Here is a 25,848-nt window from a genome sequence, read left to right as displayed (position 1 = left end):
ATTATTTTCCTCCTTGCTCTAAAATTCGTTTTAAAGCATTTTCATCTAACGATTTATTTTTTGTTTTATCATACAATGCTAAGAAGTGGTCTGCAAATACTTTCTCAAATTTCACACGCTGTTCTTTACCTTCCTTAGACTTAGCATTAGACCAAATATTTTTTAAATCTTCTTCTGTTTCTGCTTTTGCATCACCAAAAACATGTGGATGTCTACGTATCATTTTTTCTGAAAGACTTTGTATCACTTCATTAATATCCATATAACCTTCTTTTTTTCCTATGCTTGCATGTAGTAATACCTGTAATAGAATGTCTCCTAACTCTTCTATCATGTGCCAATCGTCTTCATTATCTATCGCTTCAAACAATTCGAATGTTTCTTCCAACAAATAACGTTTTAAAGTATGATGTGTTTGAACTTTATCCCATGGGCAACCTTTCTCGTCATCTACTAAGTGGTCAATGATACCAACTGCATAGTTAAAATCACCAAAGTATGTTTCTTCAATTTCCACTTTTGGAATAAATACACTAGTTATATTGTTAAAAACTTCGTCGTAATGATCTATTTCATATAACGGTGTTTTGATAACGTTGGCATAATTATTTCTGGCACCATCTACGATATAAACAAGTTGATCATCACTATAACGTTCCATCAATGTCACTTTTAAATCACCAGCGACCATTCCACTATAAACTTGTGTGATAAGTGTATGTGTACGAATATTCAATTTTTCTTTTTGAAGATCTGTTGCATCTAACATTGTAAAACCATCGTTAGGATCAACCTTCACCGCTTCAAATATATCGTCTATAAAGCTTTTACCACCTAATATTTCAACTTCTATATCAGAATGTTTTTGTGCATATTGTTCTAAATACACAGTTGTTGTCTCAGCTACACGTGGATGGCCTGGTACTGTATATACAATATTATTGTCTTTTGCAGTATTTATCAATTTTGACACAATAGCTTCATATACATTTTGAAAAGCGTCATGATTTTTATATTCTTGATCAAAGCTTTCAATATTGATACCTTCCATTGTTAAGTCTTGGATGACTGGGTGGTCAAAGGTACGTGTATAAACTAATGTTTGCTTTTTCAAAAATTTATAAATCCCTAATGGTAAATCCTCAATACCGTAATTGCCTAATCCAACAACTGTTATTTTATTTGTCATTAATGTTTCCCTCTTTTCATATGGAATAGTTTATCTCCAAAAGGTAGATGTTTGAGTTCTCTAAAACTTAATAATTGCATGCGTACGATAGAAAAAATCACTACAATAACGCCAATGGTAGCTGCTATGGCTAATTCGACTAAACCTTGCATTCTACCTTCTCCTGGAATAAGAAACATGACTATTTGTACTGTGATAGATAATAGCATCATTGTACCCGCTAATTTAACAATGAATTTTTTCATTGTTTGGAAATGATACATTTTTAATACTTGATACTGTAAAACCCACACAAATAACAGCAATGAAATGACAGTACTTAGACTGGCACCGAAAATTGAAAGTTGTGGTATTAAAACCATATTCAATATCGCTTTGACCACAACACCAATGCCAAATGCGAACAAAATAACTTTAACGCGATTTTTCACTTGTAATAAAGCAATATCCATCATTATAAGAGATACACATATAACTGTAAGCATATATACGGATAACGTTCCGTTCAAACTATCGTTTTTGAAGAACACACTGTTCATTACAGGGAGCAAATTGATCAAACCTATAGCTGCTGCCACACTAAATAAAATCGTAATCTTTATCGATGCATTAGCATAGCGATTCACCAGTATATGTTGCTTTGTTTTTAATGCATCTGTTAGTAATGGAATAAGCACAAAACAGAACGTCGTCGTTACAATTAACCCCATCTGTATAAAAGAGGCACCGCGGTCATAAATGCCTTTAAAAATAGTTGCTTCGTCAAAATCTAAACCAGTCATTTGAAGTGCATGTATCACTGTAAAACTATCCACCACTTGCCATACAATAACGATCAATTGGCTCACCGCGAATACAACAATACCTAGCGTTAACTTTTTCCAAGCAACATCAACACTGGCATGTGCTCTAGATAATTTAAAAGGTTTCCGTTGTATTAGAAACAAACTAGATGCTAAAAAACCAATACCTGAACCAACAATCGCTAATGTACCTGCACGATATATACTCCATGAATGACTCATAAACATCACAATGGCAATCATGATAATTACGACACGAATAAATTGTTCTATAACCTGGGAAATTGCAGGTATGTTCATCTCATGGTGTGCCTGATAGTAACCCCTATAGACACCAAGTATGCCAACAAATAAAAAGCTGACACTTGCCGCCCTTAACATAGGTGCTAAATTGACATCTCCCATTAGAAAAGCAACCCAATGTGCACAAGTAAATAAAACTAAGAAAAAGATAACACCAGCAAATTGTAACCTTAATAACACGCGTGTATATTGATTGGGTTGTCCGCTTGCGCTAAAAGTTTGAGTGACTGCACTAGGAATGGCATTCATCGATAAAATAACACCTAAAGCTACTATTGGATATACTTGTTGATAAGCGTATAGACCTTCATCTCCTAGTATATTTTGATAAGGCACACGGTACAACGCACTTAATACTTTAACAATGATAAGCGCTATAGTTAGTACAACAACGCCATTAAAAACACCTTTTGTTTCAGATTTAACGTTCATCTGGTATAACCATACTTTCTTCTAAACATTTCGCTAAGAATTTCAAACTATCTAACCATACTTTATCTTTATTGAGTGTCACTTTCATTTTACCATCTTGAACACCAACTTTCATTGCACGTCCAAGTGGTTGGGTTTGTTTAAAGAGTGCTTCACCATTGATGTCTGTAGTGCCTTTTTCGGATAAATAAATCTCTATTTTTTTACCTACATCTTTAATAAGTGTTACACCTGCATTCAACGCATGCACTTTTATTTCCATCATTTCTAGCAATCTTTCAACCTCAACTGGATAATCATTAAAGCGGTCAATCAGCTCATCTTTAACATCCATCAATTGCGATTCCGTCTCAATTTTACGTAATTTTTTATAAATTTCTATTTTTGCCTGTTCATTTGGAATATATTCAGCTGGTAAATAAGCATCAATATTTAGTTCAATTTCAACTTCGGGAGCATCAGGTTGTTCTTCTTTAATACCTCGTTTTTCATTCACCGCTTCTTCTAACATTTGTGAGTATAAATCAAAGCCTACGGAGTCAATAAATCCATGTTGTTGTTTACCTAAAAGATTCCCTGCACCTCGAATATTTAAATCCCGCATTGCAATTTTAAAACCGGAACCTAATTCAGTAAATTCTTTGATTGCCTGTAGTCTTTCTTCAGCAGTCTCTGATAATACCTTGTTAGATGGATGTAAGAAATATGCATAACCTATACGACTTGAACGCCCCACACGTCCTCGTAATTGATATAATTGGCTCAATCCAAATTTATCGGCATCTTCGATAATTAAAGTATTGGCATTTGGAACGTCTACGCCAGTTTCGATAATCGTTGTCGTTACAAGAATATCAAATTCATGGTTGATAAAGCTCAACATCGTTTCTTCTAAATCACGTTCATTCATTTGACCGTGTGCCACACCGATATTTGCTTCTGGCATTAACATTTGCAATTGTTCGCGTTTTTCATAAATCGATTGCACTTTATTGTATAAGTAAAAAACCTGGCCCTCACGTGATAATTCTCTTTCTAAAGCTTCTTTAATAAAATTCATATTTTGCTCTAATACATACGTTTGCACAGGAAAACGATTTTCTGGTGGTGTTTCAATGACCGATAAATCACGCACGCCCAACATACTCATATGTAGGGTTCTCGGAATCGGTGTTGCAGTTAAAGTTAATACATCAACATTTGTCTTAAGTGACTTAATCTTTTCTTTGTGTCTTACGCCAAAACGTTGTTCTTCATCTACGATGAGTAAGCCCAAATCTTTATAATGAATATCTTTACCTAACAATTTATGCGTACCAACAACGATATCAACATATCCTGATTTAAGTCCCTCTTTAACCTCTTTAACTTCCTTAGTAGTTCTAAATCTACTAATCAGTTGGATTTCTATAGGAAAATCTTGCATGCGCTCGATTAAAGTTTCATAGTGTTGTTGCGCTAAGATTGTCGTAGGCACAAGAAAGGCTACTTGTTTACCTTCCATTACAGCTTTAAAAGCTGCTCGTACCGCAACTTCTGTTTTTCCGTAACCAACATCACCACATAATAATCTATCCATTGGTCGTTCAATTTCCATATCTTGTTTAATCTCTTCAATGGACTTGCCTTGGTCTGGCGTTAATTCATAAGGGAAGTCAATTTCAAAATCATTTTGTTGTGGTGTATCTGGTCCATATTTATAACCAACTGACATTTCTCTTTCTTTATATAATTCTATTAATTCATCAGCCATATCTTCAACATTTTGTTGAACTTTAGCTTTTGTTTTCTTCCATTCTGTACCACCAAGTTTATTTAATTTGGGTGATTTATCTTCGGAAGCAACATATTTTTGTACTTGATCCATTTGATCTACTGGTACAAATAATTGATCGGTACCTTTGTATTGCAGTTTTATATAATCTTTATGAACGCCGCCAACTTCAAGTGTTTCGACACCTAAATATTTACCTACACCATGGTGAACATGAACAACAAAATCTCCGACTTTCAAATCTTGATATGATTTAATTTTTTCTGCATTTGTTAATTTCTTATGTTGTTTTGCTTTTTTCTTTTGTTTTGATTTAAATAATTCACGTTCTGTTACAACAACAAGGTGCATATATGGTAATTCAAAACCTTCTGATAGGCTACCTTCAGTGATGATTGCACTACCACCTTCACTTTGTGCACTTGGCGTATCTGTAAATGTTGGTATGTGCATTTCATTTAACATTGATTGAATGCGCTCTTTTTTTGATTCAGTTTCTGCTAATACAACAATCGTATAATCATTTTGGATAAAGCGTTGGAATTCGGAACGCATAATATCATATTGGCCATAAAATTGTTGTACTGGCTTACATGAAAATTTAATGATTGTGTTGAGTTCTACCGGCATCGTTGCAGTGAACAAAGTAAAATACGTAACTGGATATCGATTTAATAGTGACTCAAACCCGTCATATTGTAAGAAATTCTGTCCGATAAACCCTTTGCCGCTTTCAATTAAACTCTGCATAAATTCTTCAGCTTCAGAAACCAGTGTTGTTTCAGTTTCTTTGATTCTATTATATTCATCAACTGCTACAATCGCATCAGATTTAAAGTAATCAATAATGGTTGCAGGGGATTCGTACATAAAAGCAGCGAGTCTACGTAATACTTGATGGTCAAATAAAGAAGATTCAAAAAGTTGAAAACTTTCATATGTTTCTTTTAAGTCATTACGTACAGATTTATCTATTTTTGGACGTGTATACTCATATGCTTCTTTTAATTTTGATTTAGTGTGCTTTAATACTTCATCTGTAATGATGTAATCACTGGCAGTTGTAATGTCTACATGGTCTAAATTTTCTTCCGAACGTTGCGTCTCCACATCAAAGTTTCGAATTGAATCTACTTCTGTATCAAATAATTCGATTCTTACTGGTAAACCTATTAACGGATATATGTCAATAATGCCACCACGTAACGAGAATTCACCAATATGCGATACGACACTCTCTCTGCGATATCCCATGTTTACAAGTTTGTTTAAAAATTCATCAATATCAATATCATCACCAATGGAAAGTTTGAGTTGATGTGCTCTCCACATTTCAACAGGTGTTAACCATTTTTTAAAACCATTTAGCGGTACGATAAATAACCCTCTCTTTTCTTGAGCAAGTGCCGTTAAAGTACGTACACGTTCGCTCATGAATTGGGGGCTTTGGGTTGAAAATTCTTCTGTCATAATATCTTGCATTGGATACTTGTAAATATCATCTGTATCAACATATTGTTGCAAGTCACTCTCTAGTTTGTCTGCTTGATACAAGTTGTTCGTTACTACAAGTAATTGTTTTGAACTATGAATAAACTTTTCGGCTATGATTGTTGCCTTCGCCGAACTAGATAGTCCAGTAACCAATACGTTTGCTTCACCAAATACTTCATTTAACTCTTGATAGCGTTTATCTTTTTTAATATATTCTGTAATTATTGATTTCACTTGACCTCACCATTAAACTCATTCATCACACGGTCAAAACGAGAACTTTCAATATAAGCTTCTACTGCACGTGCTGAATGTTCTATTACTTTATTCATTGTATCCATTTCTTGCTTCGAAAATTTTTGTAATACATAATCAACAATCGACATGCCATTGGAAGGACGATCAACACCAATACGAATGCGTTTGAATTGGTCTGTACCTAAAGCTTGAATAATCGACTTCATACCATTATGACCACCGGCACTACCCTTTTGTCGTAAGCGAATTTCACCTTGTGGTAAATCCAAATCATCATATAGTACAAGTAAATCGTCTATATCAATGTCATAGTACTTCATCAGTGGCCCTACAGCATCACCAGACAAATTCATCATTGTCATTGGTTCTATAAACATCACTTTTTTACCAGCTAAACGTTCTATTGTATAGGCACCTTTATACTTTTGTTTATCTAATTTAAATTGATTGTGTTCTAACATATAATCAATAACTTCAAAACCGATATTATGTTTTGTCAGCTCAAAGCGTTTACCAATATTGCCCAAACCTACAATACATTTCATTATGTTACCTCCAATTGTTGTATTCACTCAAAAACATTTATTATTTCACAACGTTATACCGTTTGTTTTTTTTATTTTCATATCATTCACTATATTAACATAAAAAAACACCAGCTTAACGAATTAAGCATGGTGCTTTTTAAGATTATTTTTTCTTATTGAAATCGTGTGTATTAGAATGACGTCAGAGAAATTACTCTTCTTCTTTCTCTTCTTCTTCGTCTTCTTTTTCTTCACCAACAACTTCTGGCTCTTCAGTTTCTGATTCGCCTTCCATAGCTTCGATTTCTTCTTCAGTAGGTTCTTCAGTTGGAGGAACTACTGTTACTACAGATTCTTCAGGGTCATTTTCGATTGTGAAATCACCTGAAACTTTAATATCTGCAACTGAGTAGCTATCGTTAACATCTAATTCACTGATGTCAATTTCGATAGATTCAGGGATATTGTCTGGTGTCGCAGTTACTTCAAGGTCGAATAATGGTTGTTCAACAACGCCACCTTCTTTAGCTCCTACTGCCTCACCAGTAAGTTGAACTGGTACTTCAACAGTACGTTCTTCACTCATATTGATTGCTAAGAAGTCAATGTGAGTAATTTGGTTTTTAAGTGGATCGAATTGATAGTCTGAAACCATTACTTTAATTGTTTTAGAACCTACACCTAATTCGATAACACCGTTACGTCCAACTTCACGAATAACTTTGATAAATTCTACTTCATCAACTTTTACTGAAGTATTTTTTGTACCGTAACCATAAACGATTGCAGGTACTTTACCAATTTTTCTAAGTGTTTTAAGGTCTGAACGTGTTTGTTTACCTTGACGAATAATTGACTTTAATGAAGCCATATTATTTCCACCTTTCATTTTTTGTTCTTATTATGATAATAAGAACCCCTCACTTACCCATCAACACAATGTTGCTTGCAAGTGTTTATTTAATCGTGAATTGAAATCACGAACGGAATAATTATACAACTATTGCACTAATTAGTCAAATAGCACACTAACAGATTCTCTTTCATATACGCGCACAATAGCTTGTGCTAATAAACCTGCTACTGACAGTTCCTTAGTATTAGCTGGTTTACGGTTTTCATCTAATTGAATTGAATTTGTAACGACTAACTCTTTAATCGCTGAATTTTCAATACGTTCTTTAGCTGGGCCTGATAATACAGGGTGTGTACAACATGCGTAAACATCTTTAGCACCTTTGTCTTTTAGCGCTTGAGCTGCTAATGTAATCGTACCAGCTGTATCGATGATATCATCAATAATTATCGCTGTGCGACCTTCAATTTCTCCAACGATATTCATTACTTCAGCTACATTAGGTTTAGGACGTCGTTTATCTATGATTGCAATTGGTGTTTTTAGAATATCTGCAAGTTTACGTGCTCTAGTTACACCACCATGATCTGGAGAAACTACGACACATTCTTCTGGATCAATGTCTGTATCATTTTGGAAATATTCTGCTAAAATCGGAACACCCATTAAGTGGTCTATTGGCATATTAAAGAATCCTTGGATTTGTGGTGCATGTAAGTCTAATGCAATCATGCGATCTGCGCCAGCAGTTTCAATTAAGTTTGCAACTAATTTCGCTGTAATTGGTTCACGGCTGCGCGCTTTTCTATCTTGACGAGCGTAACCATAGTATGGCACCACAATATTAATATTAGCTGCTGAAGCACGTTTACAAGCATCTATCATAATTAATAATTCCATTAAATGTAAGTTTACTGGATTAGAAGTCGGTTGAATAATAAATACATCACAACCACGAATACTTTCTTCAATATTAATTTGAATTTCTCCATCGCTAAAACGTTTTACAGAACATTTACCTAGCTCGATTCCAACATTATCTGCTACTTCTTGGGCTAAGGGTTCATTACCTTTTAAAGAGAATATTTTCAAAGCAGAATTCTTATACTCATTGTTTAACATTTATAGTCCTCCAATTAATTCATTCAATTAGTTTCGTTCATAGACAAAGTTATATTTATCTCATTAATCTACAAAATGTCGATTGAGGTCTTCCTTACATCTACATTGTATATATATGATTAGAATCGTAATCTAATCGTGTCTATTTTTTTAAATAACCTTCTTTAGTTGTTTGTCTCGCTCTTGCTAATGCTAAACTGTCATGTGGCACGTTATCAGTAATTGTAGAACCTGCAGCTATAAATGATCTATCACCTAAAGTTACTGGTGCTACTAAGTTGGTATTACAACCTATAAATGAATCATTGCCGATGATCGTTTTGGATTTATGCTTACCGTCATAATTCACTGTGATAGAACCGCAACCTAAGTTGGTACGTTCACCAATTTCTGCATCACCAATATAACTTAAATGTGGTAATTTAGCACCTGTTTTAACGACTGATTTCTTAACTTCTACAAAGTTTCCAACTTTAACACTTTCACCTAAGTCTGCTCCAGGTCTTAACTGGGCAAACGGACCAATTGTAGTATTGTCGCCTACAACCGCTTCGTTGATAACCGATTGTTTAATTGTAACGTTAGAACCTATTTTACTATTATGAATTTCTGTGTTTTGGCCAACAATCGTATCTTCACCAATTACACAGTTACCAGCTAATTTCACATTTGCCTCAATTGTAACATCCATAGCTAATTTCACATCTGCACCTATATATGTAGTAGCAGGATCAATAAGTGTTACACCATTTCTCATATGGTAGTCATTGATACGTTTTCTATAAGCTGCCTCTGCCTCACTTAACATTACACGATCGTTGACACCCATAATTTCTTCAAAGTCATCTGTACGATAGATTTCAACCGTTCCTTGCTCCTGTAAAATAAGAGACAAAACATCAGGTAAATAATACTCAGCTTGAACATTATCATTTTTTACCAGTTCTAATTTTTCAAAAAGCAATTTATTATCAAATGCAAAAATACCTGAGCTAATTTCATTGATTTGTTGTTCTTCTACTGTAGCATCTTTCTGCTCTACAATCTTAACTAAGTGATCATTGCCATCTCTCACAATACGACCATAACCATAAGGATTACTTGTCGTCGCTGATAAAACTGTTGCATCAGCTTGATTGCTTTCATGGTGTTCTAATAGTGATTTAAGCGTTTCTGCACTTATTAACGGCGTATCGCCACAAACCACTAATGTTGTACCTTGTTCGTCTTTCAAGTGCTCACTCGCCATTTTAACGGCATGTGCAGTACCGAGTTGTTCGTTTTGGAAACTATATAAAGATGTATCTCCCAACGTTTCTTTCACGCTTTCTGCACCGTGGCCAACAATGGTCACAAGATTTTCTACTCCAGATTGTTTAACGTTATCAACGACATGTTCAATCATTGATTTGCCCGCAACCTCATGTAGTACTTTGTATTTCTTAGATTTCATACGTGTACCTTTTCCAGCTGCAAGTACTATTGCATGTCTTTGCATGTGTGTAACCCTCCATTAAATTATACACTTCTATATTATTATAATTTAACGCTAGTACCACTTTCAAGGCTCAAAACCCTAATGTTATACAATGGAAACAATTCAAGTTATTTTCTTTCTCCTAAACATATTCATAATTGTCATCTTTGACTTCCATAAATCATAATAAAATGATTGTCATAAACTTATGTCATACTTTATAAATACTAATGCGCTTCAGAGGTCGTGGCGTTATTAATTTAAATGTCAGTTTTTCTAATTATTAAAATAACTTGTAATTATATTAAGCCATTTATTATTCATTTGTAAAAGCAAAAATATATTTTTTGTCACCTTTTCATTATAATAAATTATTTCAATTCTTTATATTCATATTTTAGTTTAATACACAAAACGGTTGGATTTTCGTTAATGAAAATCCAACTAAAGTAATTAATCATTTTATATAAATGTGATTTCTCTTTACACTTATAGCGATTTTATATCGTGCTGACGCCCAAGGAAATGATATGAGTGAGAGACTACAGGCTCGAACCATATCCCTAGGCAAGCATACACGGGTGAAATCGCAAGATATTTAATACAAAAAACTAACATATCATATATATTTATAATATTTAATGAAAGTAAAAATGGTAGTTTCACTTAGAAGCGTAGATTAAACCACATTAAAATTTTTATAAGGTAAATACTTTTTAAATTTATCAATAGATATTTACTAATGTAAAAGTATTTTTCTCTTTATACATAAGTACATCACTTATAGCGATTTTATATCGTGCTGACGCCCAAGGAAATGATATGAGCGAGAGACTACAGGCTCGAGCCATATCCCCAGGCAAGCATGCACGGATGAAATCGCAAGATATTTAATACAAAAAAAGACTAATCCATTGGTATACGGATTAGTCTTTTTTATTTTGAGATTGAGATTTATATCCCAAACCCTTTTTTTAATTTGATTCGTCTTATATATTAAGCTTCGTCATTTGTTTCTTCTGATGATTGAGCATTTTTATCAGGGATAACTTCATCCGTTTCGTCATAAACTTTCATAACCGCATCTTGAATTTCTTGTCTCATTTCTGAATTAATTGGATGCGCGATATCACGAAATTCACCATCTGGTGTTCTTTTACTTGGCATTGCGACGAATAGACCTGAGTTGCCTTCAATCACTCTTAAATCATGCACCACAAATGATTCATCTAGAGTTATTGAAACTAAAGCTTTCATTCTTCCATCTGTTTGTATTTTTCTAAGTCTTACATCTGTCACTTTCATGTAGTGAGCCCCCCTAGTATCTCTTTGTTAGAAGCTTAACAATTTCATCAAAAATTATAAATCCTTTAAATTACTTCACTTCTGCGATGACTTCAATTTCAACTTTTACATCTTTAGGCAATCTTGCGACTTCAACACAACTTCTTGCCGGTTGATGTTCCGCAAAATATTCACCATAAACTTCATTTATATTTTGAAATTCATTCATATCAGCAATGAATATTGTTGCTTTAATTACTGAATCTATGTTTGATCCAGCTTCATTTAATACAACTTTTACATTTTCTAAGACTTGCTTTGTTTGTGCTTTTACATCATCACTGACAATTTCGCCATCTAAATTTAATGGGATTTGTCCTGATGTAAACACAAGCCCGTTAATGACCGTTGCATGTGAGTATGGACCCAATGCTTCTGGTGCTTTTGAAGTGTTGACTACTTTCATGATGTTGATCCGCTCCTTTAAGTAAATTTAGTTAAACTGTTGCCTTTTTCCACTTTAAATTCCTGATTGTATTCATCTACATCAGACAATCTAACTAAGGAAGTATAATCTTCAATTAATCTTTGCTTAACTTCTTTTGATTCTACTAATACGGATACCCCTTTAACATGTGCCTTAAACTCATTCATTAAATTCATCACACCGTTAATAGAACCACCTGCACGCATAAAATCATCCACAACGAGAACGTTAGAGTTTTCTGGTAATGTACGCTTAGATAATACCATCGTTTCTATCTTTCTAGTGGAACCCGACACATAATTTATAGAGACCGTAGAGCCTTCGGTTACTTTATTATCTTTCCTTATCACTACTACAGGTAAATTTAAAACATTCGCTACTGCATTTGCTAGTGAGATCCCTTTTGTAGCGATAGTTACAATCGCATCCAACTCTTGATCCATATAAAGCGTTGCAATTAATTTTCCAACCTTATTCAATAAAGTGGGATTACCCATTAAATCCGATAAGAATAAATAACCACCTGGCAAAAGTCTGTCCTTTTCTTGCAGAAGTTCGATGACTTCATCTACAACTTCACTTGCTTCTGCTTTACTCATCTGTGGTTTATAAGTAACTCCACCACTTGCTCCGGCAGTCGTTATCACCGTGCCCAGTTTTTCTTTTTGAAAAGTAGATTTAATAATTTGTACATCTTCACTGATGGATGATTTTGCTTGTTTAAATTTTTGTACAAAAAATGTTAAAGGTATTAATTTATTGGGGTTGTTCATCAAGTATTGTGTCATATAAACAATACGTTCACTTCTTTTATAGCGCATTTTATTCATCCCTTCTCACTAACCTAATAATCTTGCAATATATACTTCGTTACAACAGCCATTGACCGCATTATACACATGCCTGGCTTGACGTTCTTTTTGTGTTAATCCATAAACGGTTGGACCACTCCCACTCATTAGAGCACCATCTGCTCCATTTTTAAGCATATTTTCTTTGATTTTATAAATATCTGAATACATTTCTCCAGAGATGGGTTCCAATCTGTTTGAAAGACTATTACATAATAATTCATAATTCCCCGTATCCAATGCTTCTTTACAAGTTTCAGTATAAACCTCATGTTCTTGAGTTAAATCTAACTTTTTAAAAATATCAGGAGAGGAAATGCCTAAATCTGGCTTAGCAACAATCACCCATGCAGAAGGCGGCTTGTTCATAAATCTAATCAATTCCCCTTTTCCTCTACAAAAAGCGGTTCTCCCATATATACAAAAAGGAATATCAGTTCCTATTTGTATGCCTAACTCACACAATTCTTCTAAAGGTCTATTTAGCTTATATAGTCGATTCATTCCTCTTAATGTTGCAGCAGCGTCTGTCGATCCACCTGCAAGGCCAGCTGAAACTGGTATATCTTTATCTATTGTAATCGTAACACCTTGCTTTAAATTATAAGTTTCTTTCATTAACTCTGCAGCTTTGTAAGCTAAATTTTTATTATCGGAGGGAACATAACTTTGCTCTACGTCCACAACTATTTTTTTATCTTTGCGCAGTTCAAAAGATAAACGATCATTAAGATCAATCGTTGTCATAATCATTTCAACTTCATGAAAACCATCATCTCGTTTGAAGAGTGTGTCCAACGTTAAATTTATTTTTGCTGGCGCAGTCTCATAAATCATATTCCCACCCTCTTTCAATTCGATATGGTAATAAAATGATTTTAACATATTGTTATACTTGCGTTATTCTTTTTTCAAAATTTTATAAGTTTATTGCCCAATTTACCTTGCTTATCACTTTAAGCACCTTAACGTATCATTCAACCAGTTAGTTCCTTATTTTACAATAATATTTTGACGTAATAAAACTATATCTCTTTAATTCTGATGAATTCTATAATATTTCAAAAGAAAAAGGTATATTGATGACTATTCACCAACATACCTTTTTCTAATCAATCTCATATTAATGTCTGAAATAAAAATATGGTTGCTTGAACCAAATTTTCAATTTATATTACTGCTATTTAGTGTGCAATTGCTTCTTGATGATTATCATCTTCAAAAGAAACTTGTACGTTTTCTGTTAAAACGTCAGTGTATGTATATGATACACGCTCAAAATTATGAATATCTTGGTCTAGTTCAACAATAAAAACGGATGGGTAAGTTTCTTTTAAAACACCGCTACGCTCAATTGTTTTTTTACGACCACCATTCGCTTTCAGTACAATACGGTTTCCTAATTGACAATCAAGTGAATTTTTGATGTCTCCAATAGATTTTGGCATATTGCTCCACCTCGCTACATATTGTATAATAACACATTTAGCGCGATTTTGTCAAATAAACGTCAATTTTAGCAAGGTCATACGCAGTTGTCAATCATTTAAAATTCCAATTCTGGGAAATTTTTCAATTCATTATATAAATTTGCAAATTCTTTTATAGAAAGCGTTTCCCCACGTCTTTTAGGGTTAATGCCACTAGCTTCTAACCAATTTACAATTATCTCTTTATTTGCTTTTCCATCAACAAACAAACTTTGATAATTATTGTTGATGGTTTTTCTTCTTTGTCCGAATGCAGCTTTAGACAATTTGAAAAATTTATCTTCGTCGTCTACATCGACAAGTGGTTGTTCACGTTTCATTAACTTCACTACGATTGAATCTACGTTTGGAGGTGGTAAGAATACTGTCTTCGGTACAGTCAACACTTTGCTGGTTTCGGTATAAAACTGCGCAACTATAGATAAGGATCCATAAGCTTTTGTTCCTACCTCAGCGTTTAATCGTTCACCAACTTCTTTTTGCATCATTACTACATAACCATCAATTGGTAATTTTTGTTGCATTAAGTTTAATAAAATAGGTGTAGTTATATAATATGGTAAATTAGCAACAACTAAAATTTGCTCACAATCTGCTAGTTCATGTGTCACATAATGTGCAATATCCGCTTTCAATATATCTTCATTGATCACCGTAACATTTTTATATGGTGCCATTGTTTCATTCAGTACTGGTATTAAGCGTTGATCAATTTCAAAAGCGATTACTTTTTTTGCACTTTTAGCCAATTGTTCTGTCAGTGACCCCATACCTGGACCTACTTCAATAACACCCGTACGTTCATCTATATTACTCGCATCTATAATATTATGGATAATGTTGACATCAATTAAAAAGTTTTGGCCTAAACTTTTTTTGAAGCTAAAACCATAATGATTTAGAAGTGCTTTTGTTCGCGATGGTGTGGCAATATCTTTCATATCCAATTATTCTTCACTTCCTTTATTATCTTTCAAGGCATTTCTAACGTCTTCTTCTGTATAACCAAAAGCATTTAACTTGTTAAGTAGTTGTTTCCCGTTAGAATGGCCGATATGAAGTTTTCTTCCTAAAATTTCCCTTTTTCTGCGTGCGTCTTTACCTATAATTAATCCAAGATCAATCAAAACATCCTTATTGATGCTTTCATATCCCTCTCCGAATGGCGTGCTCACATGAATCAAAGCTTCTTTGATATCTTCGATTTTTGCATGTTCGACACCTATTTTACCACGTTTACTCTTGGCTTTATCTCGATCAATATAAGCATGTTTAACCCCTGGAATATGCTTTTTTATTGTATTACGAATTTTATCACCTGGGAAATCAGGATCTGTTAAAACAATGACACCTCGTGTTTCATATGCTTGTGCAATCACATTCAACGTTTTTTCATCAATTGCACTTCCATTTGTTTCAATTGTGTCGCAATCAACAGCGTTTTTTACCCGCTCTGTATCATCTCTTCCCTCTACTACAATAAATTCATTTATCTTCATTTATTGTGACACCTTTCATTTTTTACTTCATTTCAGAAAAAATAAAAAGGTACCGGCTCAAATTATGGTTACTCTTAGTATTCATATACCAACTAAGCCATATTTCAGACCGATACCTTTAAAATAATATCTTTATGCTTTTAATTTAAATAACCGTTCAGCATTTTCAGTTGTTTGACGGCAAACTTCCTCATAGCTAATTTCGCGTAACTCAGCAATTTGTTCAGCTACCAAAGTTACACGTGCTGGTTCATTTCGCTTCCCTCTGTATGGATGTGGAGATAGGAACGGTGCGTCTGTTTCAACTAATAATCTATCAAATGGTACATGTTTAGCAACTTCTTTAGGCTGCTTCGCATTTTTAAATGTGACAGGGCCTCCTAAAGATACATAGAAATTCAATTTATTAATGACATCATCTGCAATCTCAGGTGACGCACTAAAGCTATGCATAATACCGCCAATTTCTTCTGCATGCTCTTCTTTTAAAATATCTACACAGTCTTGTGTTGCCTCTCTATTATGAATAATGATTGGTAGATTAACGCGCTTAGCTAACGCAATTTGCTTTCTGAACAGCGCTTGTTGGACATCTTTTGGAGATTTATCCCAGTGATAATCTAAACCAGTCTCACCAATTCCAATAACTTTAGGGTGTGCTGCCAACTTTTCTATCCATGCCAATCTTTCTTCTGTGCAATCAATAGCATCTACAGGGTGCCATCCAATAATACCGTATATAAAGTCGTATTGATCAATTAGCTCCATTGTACGTTCAACAGTCGGTGTATCAAAGCCTACTACAAACATACGATCTACGCCATTATCTCTTGCGCGCTCAATAACCGCTTCTAAATCTTCATCATATTGTTCTGCATTTAAATGAACATGTGTATCGATTAGCATATTAAATCGCTCCCTTTATCTAATGATTACTTAATTACTGCACCATTTGGAATTGCATTCGGAAGGCTTACCAGTGTAAGTACACCATCTTTTTCAGCAGATAAAATCATACCTTCTGATTTTCGACCCATTAATTTAGCCGGCTTCAAGTTGGTAACTACCGCAACTTTTTTCCCGATAATATCTTCAGGTTGATAGAACTTAGCAATGCCTGAAACGATTTGACGTTGTTCATTATCTAAATCAACTTGGATTTTTAATAATTTATCAGATTTTTTTACATTCTCAGCATCAATAATCGTGGCCGCTTTGATTTCTACCTTATCAAAATCTTTGATATCAATTTGTGCTTTACTAGGTACTTCTTCTTGCGCTTCTTCGACCTTATCTGGTTGCATAGATTGCTTGATATATTCTATTTCAGCATCACTTTCTAAGCGTGGGAAAATAGGTTGCGGTTTACTACTTACCATAATAGGCTCTGTTAACGCACCATACTGTTCTATACTGTTAAATTCATATAATTCAGGTGAATTGATATTTAACTGTTCAAAAATTTGTCTTGGCGCATTTGTTAAGAATGGTCTTAATAGCACTGCAATGATACGAATATTCTCTACTAAATGAGCCATAACATTGCCAAGCATGTCTTTCTGATTCTCATCTTTTGCTAAAATCCAAGGTGTTGTTTCATCGATATATTTATTCGTTCTACTTATAAATTTCCATATTGTTGAAAGTGCCACTGAGAATTGTAAATTATCCATATTTTCATGGAACATTTTCACTGTATCAAGTGCCAATTGTTCCATTTCTTCGTCTAATTCGTGTTTAGGACCTTCATAAGCTGGTAGTTCGCCATTAAAATATTTATTAACCATTGAAATTGTACGGTTAACTAGGTTACCTAAATCATTAGCTAAATCATAATTTGTACGTTCTACGAAGCCTTCTGGAGTAAATACGCCGTCAGAACCAAATGGTAATTCACGCATTAAATAATAACGTGTTGCATCTAAGCCATAACGATCAATCAATACGTTAGGATCTACTACGTTTCCTTTTGATTTACTCATTTTGCCATCTTTCATTAAAATCCAACCATGAGCAAATACTTTTTTAGGTAATGGAATATCTAAGGCCATCAATAAAATCGGCCAGATAATGGAATGGAATCTAACAATTTCCTTCGCCATAATATGGATATCTGCAGGCCAATATTTTTTAAACAAGCTATCATCATCTGATAAATAACCAAGTGATGATATGTAGTTTACTAGCGCATCAATCCACACATAAACAACATGCTTTGGATTCGATTTAACATGAATACCCCAGTCAAATGATGTACGAGATACTGCTAAATCTTCTAATCCTGGTTTGATGAAATTATTAATCATCTCATTTTTACGAGACGGTGGTTGAATAAAATCTGGATTTTCATCATAAAATTCTAATAAGCGGTCAGTATATTTTGATAAATTAAAGAAATAGCTTTCTTCTTTTACCAATTCTACTTCGTGTCCAGAATCAGGGCTTTTACCTCCGACAATTGCACCATTCTCATATACAGGATCAACAAGTTGTGTTTCCGTATAATACGTTTCATCCGGTACAGAATACCAGCCTTCGTATTCACCAAGATATATGTCACCTTGTGCCAATAAGCGTTCAAATATTTGTTGTACAACTTCTTTATGACGCGCTTCAGTTGTACGAATAAAGTCATCATTGGATATCTCTAACTTTTTCCATAACGCTTTGATGCCTGAAATCATTTCACCCAAATAATCTAATTCTGATTTCCCTGCTTTTTGCGCTTTTTCCTGTATTTTTTGACCATGTTCATCCGTTCCTGTTAAATATCGAACATCATAGCCTTGCATTCTTTTATAACGTGCGATGACATCACCAGCTGTAGTTGTATATGCATGACCGATATGTAAATTCCCACTCGGATAATATATAGGTGTAGTGATATAAAATGTTTCTTTCGCCATCAATGTTCCTCCTCGTTTCTTTCACTTCAAATATATCTAAATTTATTTTTATTTTCAATGAAGCAGATAAGTGTTCAATTTATATTTATTAATCATTTTAATACGTTTGATTTAGCATAAAATTAAGTATTTGTCCGTTAGCAATTTTCACTCATTTTACAACATGATAAATAATCTCTATCTTATCTACATTACCATAAATCAAGCTTGTTATGGGAATTTTTCGCTTGGTTTTATTGATAAAATTTCAAAAAAGTTATTATTTAATTTTCTTTTTAGCATTGCATTTTGTAAGCTTGCGTTTTATACATTATGATATACATCATATACTTCACTTGTCTTCATTTGCCTGTCTTCAGCAACTTGTTTAATCGCTGCTTTAGGTTTCATATTCTTATTAATATAATGTCCAACGTGTTCATGTATAGACATATTTTCAAACCAAGACGTATCTTCTGCTGCAATGTCCCCTTCAATGATGATGACAAATTCGCCTTTTGTAAGTATTTCTCCTTCATCTAGTTTCATTAGTAAGTTTTCCACTTTATCCGTGATAATTTCTTCGAATTTTTTGGTCAATTCCCTACCTAATGATACATTTCTTTGCGCATCTATTTTATAAATGGTCTTTAATGTATCTTTAACACGGTGCGGTGATTCATAAATAATCAAGGTACTATCTTGAAACATGCGTTGTTCTAATAAATCATATTTCGCCTTTTCTTTCCTTGGTAAAAACCCAAGAAACGTGTATGTAAATGAGGGTAACCCACTTGCCATCAATGCGGTTAACCCGGCATTTGGCCCAGGTACGGTCTCAACTCTGATTCCATTATTTCTAGCAGCTACTACAAGTTCGTATCCAGGATCACTTATCAAAGGTAGCCCAGCATCTGACACTAACGCAATATTAACCCCTTCCTGTAATTGCTGAATGAGGTATTCCGTCTGCTGTGCTTTATTATGGTCATGATATGATTTCAACGGTGCGTGTATATCATAATGTGCACAAAGCTTTTTTGTCACACGTGTATCTTCACATGCAATCAAGTCTACTGTTCGTAAAATATCAACTGCTCTATATGTAATATCAGCTAAATTTCCAATTGGTGTACCTACTAAATACAATGTCGCCATACTTCTATCCCTCACTTATCAGCTGTAATTTTTTCTGTCTAGAAAATGTTTTGATTTCATATTCACGCTTCATAGCTTCTGATTTAGTATCAAACATTTCTTGATAAACTAACTCTACTGGCCGTCTTATTTTAGTATATTTAGCACCTTGACCGCTATTATGTTTTGCTATTCTTTGTTCTATATCTTTTGCATAACCAGTATATAAACTTCCATCTTTACATCTAACGATATAAATAAAATGCTTATCCATAATAGATTTCTCTCATTTCTTCTGAATATGTTCCATCTTCATTATATATATAGAATGGTTGCTGTATGTCTAAACCTTGGTTACCACCTTTTCTACCCTCAACTACAATTGTTTGAGCTACTTTACCAGGTTTACTATAAATAAAATAAAGCTTCTTAGGTTCTATTCGATAATGTCTCATACTACTTAAGACATCCATAAGACGGTCAGCACGATGGACAATTAAAAACCTACCGCCTTCTTTCAATAAATGCCGCGCCTCAAAACAACAATCATCCAATGTACACATTATCTCATGTCTCGCAATTTTATGTGCATCTTTTTGATGCTGAAATTGTTGATTCACTTTAAAATACGGAGGATTACATGTAACAAGACTATACTGTGATGGTTTAAACGTATGATGTGCTTGCTTCAAATCCATATGATACATATGAATTCTTTTGTTCAGATGATTGTGAGCAATACTTCTTTTAGCCATGTTCACTAATTGTGCTTGTATTTCGATACCTTCAATAAATTGATTTCCTTTATGAGATAGTAACAAAGGAATAACACCATTACCGGAACACAGATCCATAATGACATCTTTTTTCTTTACTTTTGTAAAATGCGCGAGTAACAAAGCATCCGTTGAAAAAGAAAAAACATCATCATTTTGTATAATTTCTAATTTCTCTTTTAATAAAAAATCATACCTCTCATTTTCCATTAACATTTTTGTAACCTCCAAAAAAGAGGATGAGTTTACGATGCTTCGCTAATGAAGCCTATCGCTTTTCTCATCCTCAACTCCATATTTTTCTATTTTTATAAATGATATTTATACTACTCACTTAATACTTCGAGACAAAACAGACAGTCGTCGCCTTTTCTATGTTTGCCAAATAGCTCTCCATTGCATATATGAAAGCCTTCTTTGTATAGCATCGCTAAATTATCTTTGCTACGTAATGGGCGTTTAGGTTGATCTTTTTTATCATTTTCTATTTTTTTAGTTTTTTCTTCTTTACCTATTAATGTTTTTAAATTCTCATTCTCTATTTGTAATGCGACATTTTCTTCAATTAATGCTACTGTAAGATTTTTTAAATTTAACATGTCACGATTAATTTGATTAATGTTTTCCTCTAAATGAGCTAGATTTTCAAATATGTCGCTTCGATTCAATGTTGTCACGGCCTCCTAATTTAATGTTTCTAATTCTTCCATTTTATATTCTAATGGTTGTTCAAGACCCTCTATTTTAACCTGCATAGATATATCTAAAATATTTAAGCCCACAACTCTACCATTACCTTCCGGCGTTTCAATGACATCCCCAACATCTGGTAACTGAGCTCTTGCTTCTTCATAATAGTCATTTTCATATTTTAAACAGCACATAAGCCGACCACAAGCACCAGAAATCTTTGAAGGATTTAATGATAAATTCTGATCTTTAGCCATTTTTATCGAAACTGGTTCAAAGTCACCTAAAAAAGTCGAACAACATAACGAACGACCACAAGGTCCAATGCCCCCCAATAATTTTGCTTCATCTCTAACACCGATTTGTCTTAATTCTATTCTTGTTCTCAATTTTTGAGCTAATACCTTCACTAATTTTCTAAAATCTACACGCTCATCTGATGTAAAATTAAAAATAACTTTCGATTTATCCAAAGTAAATTCACAATTTACTAAACGCATATCCAAATGCTGTTGTTGAATGATATCTTTGCACAAATTCAAAGCATCTTTTGCATCATGTTCATTTTGTTCGTATTGTACTATATCTTTTTCTGTAGCTTTACGAACAATCTGTTTTAAAGGTAATGCGACATCTTCATCAGCTACATTTAAAGGTTCATACTTCACTCTTCCAACTTCTAATCCTCGTTTTGATTCAACAACAACCCACTCACCCAAACTTAAGTCAAAATTTTGTGGTGAGTAATATTCCATTTTACCTGCGTGTTGAAAGTGTATACCTACTACGTTTTGCATAATTATTTCACCCCTTTTATAACGATTTGTTCAAATACTAATGTTGGATTTACATTTTGATTTAATTTTTTATGTGCTTCAGTTAACTGATCAAACATTAAAACAATCTGATTATATGTTAAATTTTGTGCGTATTGTTTAATTTCCACCTGTAAATCTTGAAATATCATTTCATCTTCTAATCCTACTTTAGCATGCATAATATCTTCAAAGAAACTGTTAACTGCTGCCAATGATAATAACTGTAAGCGTCTGTTTTTAGCTTGTTTCAATAAATCAACAATTGCTATTAATGCCATAGAACGATTTTTCAATATTAACTGACACCATTTAATGATACTCTTTCGCAGTGCCATTAAGTCTGAGTCTTCGTTTAACGCAACTGCAGTCTCTATCTGTGTTGTATAGGCGCTTAACAATTCCGCAACAGGTCGTGTGATTTCTCGCTCCACTAATCTATCTATAAAATTTAATTTATTAATTGGTTTAAAATAAACATGCTGACATCTCGAGTGAATTGTGTCTAAAATTTGCTCTGGTTTCGTAGTTAATAAAATGGCAATTGTATTATCTGGAGGCTCTTCTAGAAATTTTAATATACTATTTTCACCTTGAATCGTTAATTTTTCAAAGGATTCTATAATATATACTTTATAATTTCCTTCAATAGGCAATTGATTCATATGATGTACTAATTGCTCTATTTGATCCTTTTTTATTGTCGTTTCTTCAGAAGACACATACATAAAATCTGGATGATTAAATGTTTCTACTTTTAACTGACATTGATTTTCTTCACCACATAAAATCATTTTAGAAAAATCGATAGCAACTTGTTGCATTGTCTGTCCATCGTCACCTTCAAATAAATATGCATGCGATAGTTTATTAGATTGATATGCTTTTGTCAGTCTTTCTAATTCATCCATGATAATGTTGCTCCTTTATATAAAAAGGCTGCTAATACACAGTGCCTTAACAAATTACATTTAACATTAGCTAATCACTTAGCAACATGTAATTCGAAAAGTTACCATATACAGCAACCATATTTTTAGAATTGATGGAACGCTTCTACTGGCATAACAAATACCGTTGCGCCGCCAACTTCCACTTCAACTGGATAAGGTATATATGAATCAGCGCTTCCACCCATCGGGGTAATCGGCGATACAAGTTGTTCTCTATTACCACAAGTATCATTAATAACCTGTAGCATTTCATCGACACGATTATCTTCTACACCTGATAAGAACGTTGTGTTGCCTGCTCTTAAAAATCCGCCTGTTGTTGCAAGTTTTGTCGCTCTAAAATTATGTTTAACAAGTTTGTCCGAAAGTTCCTGACTATCCTGGTCTTGTACGATTGCTATAATCATTTTCATACTAAACACCTCTTTTGAATATTATATCATAATTTTTCTAAATAATTGGTGATAGATTCATACGTTGTATTCACTACTTTATCTATACTTTGATCCGCATTAATTACAATAAAGCGTTCAGACTCATTATGAATAATCTTTTTATAACCTTCAACTACTTTTTCATGAAATTTTACATCTTCTTGATCTAAACGATTTTGATTTCTTTGATTTTTTAGTATTCTCTCTCTACCAACTTCGACACTTACATCTAGATAGATAGTTAAATCTGGATATAATCCATTAATCGCAAATTCATTAATAGATTTAACTTCTTCTATACCTATACCCCTTGCATACCCTTGATATGCTAATGAACTATCAATATAGCGATCACATAAAACAATATTACCATTATCTAATGCTGGGATAACTTTGCCTACAAGATGTTCGCGTCTTGATGCAGCAAATAATAATGCTTCAGTCCGATCATCCATGTCTTCTCCCTCGAGTAATACTTCTCTTATCTGCTCTCCTGTCTTTACGCCTCCTGGCTCTCTCGTAAGTACAATATGATATTCATGTTTTAGTTTTTCTGCAACTTGTTGTATCACAGTTGTTTTTCCAGAACCTTCTGGTCCTTCAAAAGTTATAAAAGCTGACATCTTATTCATCCTTAATTTCTATTTTTAAATTTTTAATTCCTTCAACTCTTTGATGATGTTCACACCAATAATCCATTAATTTTACCATATCTTCTGTTATTTTTTCTCCCTTAAACATTAACGGAACGCCAGGAGGATATGGCACAATGTGATTGGCTAATATTTTATTTCCAGCATGTTTAATGTCTATTTTTCGCACATGCTGTATTTCGCCACCATAGTACACACTACTTTCAGTTCTATACGGTATGCTAGTATTTATATCCCGCGGTCTCTCTACTAATTGGATTTTTTCAATCCTTGATAATAGTTCATCAAATGGGTATTGATCATCTTCATGCCATAATGGCAAGACCATTAATACTTGAAGGTCATCAGCCAATTCAACATAAATATGCTGTGTTTCAAAGTATGATTGCAATTCATAGCCATTATATCCCTTACATCTTACATTTATTTTCAGTGGATCATCAACCTCAACAACTTCTAACCCTTTGCTTTTTAATCGTTGAATCAGTTGTTCTCTTTTTTGAAAAAAATGTTCACTATTATAGTCTTCATAAAATTTTTGCGCGAGTTCTAAACTACTCATTAATAGATAAGATGGACTAGAAGATTGAAAATAAGATAAATATTTTATGACCTCTTCTCTATAAGGTGCATTTTTATGAATAAATATCACTGAACTCATCGTTAGTGATGGCAATGTTTTATGATATGATTGCACAACATAATCCGCGCCCAAGTTTAATGTTGTCTCAGGGAAATGTTCTAAACCTAGATGTGCACCATGTGCTTCATCGATTAGCGTTGGTATTTTCAATGACTTTAAACATTCCATAACAAATTTAATATCAAAACATTCACCATAATAATTAGGATAAGTAAATACCGCTAGCTTACTATCTTTAACTTGATCATATAATGACGTTTTGTTAGGTCCTAGATATTGATTCGTAGCATCACTAATATCCATTTTTAATAATTGTGCTTTTGCCTTTATTAAATCTAATGCATGAAATACAGATTTATGTGCATTCCGCACTATCGCATAATCCCCTTTTTTTGAGGAAAATGCTTGAATTACAGACAATATTCCTGAAGTGGTACCATTTACTAAATAATAAGCGTCATAATCAGGATGTTTGGTAACTCTTTGCATACTTTCAGCTATTACAGACTCAGGGGAATGTAAGTCATCAAGTCCTGTAATTTCTGTCATATCCATTTTAAAATTCAATTGGTTTAAGTATCCGATAGTCATATTTTTATGTCCAGGTACATGTAATGAAATAGGTTCTTCAGCTAATAATCCTTTCAATTTATGTAACAATGATTCACTCATACTTATCCTCACTTTTCAATTTCTATTTCTATATTTTTGTTTCATTACAATACTACTATTATATAGTAAAATACACATCTGCTTATACAACAGTATAACGTTTTAATCTTCTACATTTTAACATAATAACATAAAAAAATGAGCGCACTTGAAGACCATACCGTCAAAGTATCATGATTACTTTTTTAAAATTAATAGTATTTATACATCAACCCATGCAGTTAAAATTCTTTTGATGCAAAAAAAGACCCTTTCGGGTCTTAATTGCCTGGCAACGTCCTACTCTTGCGGAACGTAAGTCAGCTACCTTCGGCGCTAAGGAGCTTTCCTGACTTTAGACAAGC

25 protein-coding genes are annotated in these 25,848 nt (G+C 33.5%); all 25 read right to left on the bottom strand.

Going from position 1 to position 25,848, the window contains the following annotated elements; translation table 11 throughout:
* Window position 1: 1 nt before the first annotated feature.
* Window positions 2-1,189, bottom strand: coding sequence for a MazG nucleotide pyrophosphohydrolase domain-containing protein (locus KA824_RS12470; RefSeq protein WP_107386289.1), 1,188 nt, complete (start codon window positions 1,187-1,189; stop codon window positions 2-4).
* Window positions 1,189-2,727: a polysaccharide biosynthesis protein gene (locus KA824_RS12465; protein WP_107386290.1), complete on the bottom strand. Its 1,539-nt coding sequence runs from the start codon at window positions 2,725-2,727 to the stop codon at window positions 1,189-1,191. Before KA824_RS12465 ends, KA824_RS12470 begins: the two co-directional genes overlap by 1 nt.
* Window positions 2,717-6,229 carry a transcription-repair coupling factor gene (mfd, locus tag KA824_RS12460; RefSeq protein WP_181187774.1) on the bottom strand — a complete coding sequence of 1,171 codons (3,513 nt, stop codon included), beginning with the start codon at window positions 6,227-6,229 and terminating at the stop codon, window positions 2,717-2,719. Before mfd ends, KA824_RS12465 begins: the two co-directional genes overlap by 11 nt.
* Complete coding sequence (gene pth / locus KA824_RS12455; RefSeq protein ID WP_181187773.1) at window positions 6,226-6,798, bottom strand: aminoacyl-tRNA hydrolase; 573 nt, start codon at window positions 6,796-6,798, stop codon at window positions 6,226-6,228. Before pth ends, mfd begins: the two co-directional genes overlap by 4 nt.
* Before the next feature lie 193 nt (window positions 6,799-6,991).
* A complete protein-coding gene (locus KA824_RS12450; protein WP_107386292.1) occupies window positions 6,992-7,651 on the bottom strand; it encodes a 50S ribosomal protein L25/general stress protein Ctc in 660 nt (219 codons plus the stop codon).
* Window positions 7,652-7,792: 141 nt separating this feature from the next.
* Window positions 7,793-8,758 carry a ribose-phosphate diphosphokinase gene (locus KA824_RS12445; RefSeq protein WP_046206556.1) on the bottom strand — a complete coding sequence of 322 codons (966 nt, stop codon included), beginning with the start codon at window positions 8,756-8,758 and terminating at the stop codon, window positions 7,793-7,795.
* 142 nt (window positions 8,759-8,900) lie between these two features.
* A complete protein-coding gene (gene glmU / locus KA824_RS12440) occupies window positions 8,901-10,256 on the bottom strand; it encodes a bifunctional UDP-N-acetylglucosamine diphosphorylase/glucosamine-1-phosphate N-acetyltransferase GlmU (protein WP_181187772.1) in 1,356 nt (451 codons plus the stop codon).
* 975 nt (window positions 10,257-11,231) lie between these two features.
* Window positions 11,232-11,540, bottom strand: coding sequence for a septation regulator SpoVG (gene spoVG, locus KA824_RS12435; RefSeq protein WP_019467718.1), 309 nt, complete (start codon window positions 11,538-11,540; stop codon window positions 11,232-11,234).
* Between the two features lie 70 nt (window positions 11,541-11,610).
* On the bottom strand, window positions 11,611-11,985 hold the full coding sequence (locus KA824_RS12430; protein WP_019467719.1) for a RidA family protein: 375 nt from the start codon (window positions 11,983-11,985) through the stop codon (window positions 11,611-11,613).
* A 17-nt stretch (window positions 11,986-12,002) separates the two neighbouring features.
* Window positions 12,003-12,827, bottom strand: a complete 825-nt coding sequence (gene purR, locus KA824_RS12425) for a pur operon repressor (protein ID WP_107386366.1) — start codon at window positions 12,825-12,827, stop codon at window positions 12,003-12,005.
* Between the two features lie 18 nt (window positions 12,828-12,845).
* Window positions 12,846-13,694 carry a 4-(cytidine 5'-diphospho)-2-C-methyl-D-erythritol kinase gene (gene ispE, locus KA824_RS12420; protein ID WP_107386365.1) on the bottom strand — a complete coding sequence of 283 codons (849 nt, stop codon included), beginning with the start codon at window positions 13,692-13,694 and terminating at the stop codon, window positions 12,846-12,848.
* Between the two features lie 347 nt (window positions 13,695-14,041).
* Complete coding sequence (veg, locus tag KA824_RS12415; RefSeq protein WP_019467722.1) at window positions 14,042-14,305, bottom strand: biofilm formation stimulator Veg; 264 nt, start codon at window positions 14,303-14,305, stop codon at window positions 14,042-14,044.
* Between the two features lie 98 nt (window positions 14,306-14,403).
* The gene (rsmA, locus tag KA824_RS12410; protein WP_181187776.1) at window positions 14,404-15,288 is read right to left on the bottom strand and encodes a 16S rRNA (adenine(1518)-N(6)/adenine(1519)-N(6))-dimethyltransferase RsmA; all 885 of its coding nucleotides are present in this window, start codon (window positions 15,286-15,288) and stop codon (window positions 14,404-14,406) included.
* Between the two features lie 6 nt (window positions 15,289-15,294).
* Window positions 15,295-15,846: a ribonuclease M5 gene (rnmV, locus tag KA824_RS12405; protein ID WP_107386364.1), complete on the bottom strand. Its 552-nt coding sequence runs from the start codon at window positions 15,844-15,846 to the stop codon at window positions 15,295-15,297.
* A gap of 132 nt (window positions 15,847-15,978) precedes the next feature.
* Complete coding sequence (locus KA824_RS12400) at window positions 15,979-16,752, bottom strand: TatD family hydrolase (RefSeq protein WP_107386363.1); 774 nt, start codon at window positions 16,750-16,752, stop codon at window positions 15,979-15,981.
* A 26-nt stretch (window positions 16,753-16,778) separates the two neighbouring features.
* A complete protein-coding gene (gene metG, locus KA824_RS12395) occupies window positions 16,779-18,752 on the bottom strand; it encodes a methionine--tRNA ligase (RefSeq protein WP_210133275.1) in 1,974 nt (657 codons plus the stop codon).
* Window positions 18,753-19,055: 303 nt separating this feature from the next.
* A complete protein-coding gene (rsmI, locus tag KA824_RS12390; protein ID WP_107386361.1) occupies window positions 19,056-19,889 on the bottom strand; it encodes a 16S rRNA (cytidine(1402)-2'-O)-methyltransferase in 834 nt (277 codons plus the stop codon).
* 4 nt (window positions 19,890-19,893) lie between these two features.
* A complete protein-coding gene (locus KA824_RS12385) occupies window positions 19,894-20,142 on the bottom strand; it encodes a GIY-YIG nuclease family protein (RefSeq protein ID WP_107384057.1) in 249 nt (82 codons plus the stop codon).
* Window positions 20,135-20,860 carry a tRNA1(Val) (adenine(37)-N6)-methyltransferase gene (locus tag KA824_RS12380; protein WP_107386360.1) on the bottom strand — a complete coding sequence of 242 codons (726 nt, stop codon included), beginning with the start codon at window positions 20,858-20,860 and terminating at the stop codon, window positions 20,135-20,137. The genes KA824_RS12385 and KA824_RS12380 overlap by 8 nt, the downstream gene beginning before the upstream one ends.
* Before the next feature lie 110 nt (window positions 20,861-20,970).
* Complete coding sequence (gene yabA, locus KA824_RS12375; RefSeq protein ID WP_107386359.1) at window positions 20,971-21,312, bottom strand: DNA replication initiation control protein YabA; 342 nt, start codon at window positions 21,310-21,312, stop codon at window positions 20,971-20,973.
* A gap of 15 nt (window positions 21,313-21,327) precedes the next feature.
* Window positions 21,328-22,131, bottom strand: a complete 804-nt coding sequence (locus KA824_RS12370; protein WP_107386358.1) for a PSP1 domain-containing protein — start codon at window positions 22,129-22,131, stop codon at window positions 21,328-21,330.
* Window positions 22,132-22,133: 2 nt separating this feature from the next.
* Window positions 22,134-23,060 carry a DNA polymerase III subunit delta' C-terminal domain-containing protein gene (locus KA824_RS12365; RefSeq protein ID WP_107386357.1) on the bottom strand — a complete coding sequence of 309 codons (927 nt, stop codon included), beginning with the start codon at window positions 23,058-23,060 and terminating at the stop codon, window positions 22,134-22,136.
* A gap of 125 nt (window positions 23,061-23,185) precedes the next feature.
* Window positions 23,186-23,515, bottom strand: coding sequence for a cyclic-di-AMP receptor (locus KA824_RS12360; protein WP_046206571.1), 330 nt, complete (start codon window positions 23,513-23,515; stop codon window positions 23,186-23,188).
* A gap of 26 nt (window positions 23,516-23,541) precedes the next feature.
* Window positions 23,542-24,159 (bottom strand): dTMP kinase, encoded by a 618-nt coding sequence (gene tmk, locus KA824_RS12355; protein WP_107386356.1) that lies wholly within the window; start codon window positions 24,157-24,159, stop codon window positions 23,542-23,544.
* Window position 24,160: 1 nt separating this feature from the next.
* A complete protein-coding gene (locus KA824_RS12350) occupies window positions 24,161-25,504 on the bottom strand; it encodes an Orn/Lys/Arg family decarboxylase (protein ID WP_107386355.1) in 1,344 nt (447 codons plus the stop codon).
* Between the last annotated feature and the right edge of the window lie 344 nt (window positions 25,505-25,848).

The organism is Staphylococcus sp. GDY8P198P (assembly GCF_017891615.1).
Lineage (GTDB): Bacteria > Bacillota > Bacilli > Staphylococcales > Staphylococcaceae > Staphylococcus > Staphylococcus cohnii.
This window is presented reverse-complemented; position numbering and strand designations above follow the sequence as displayed.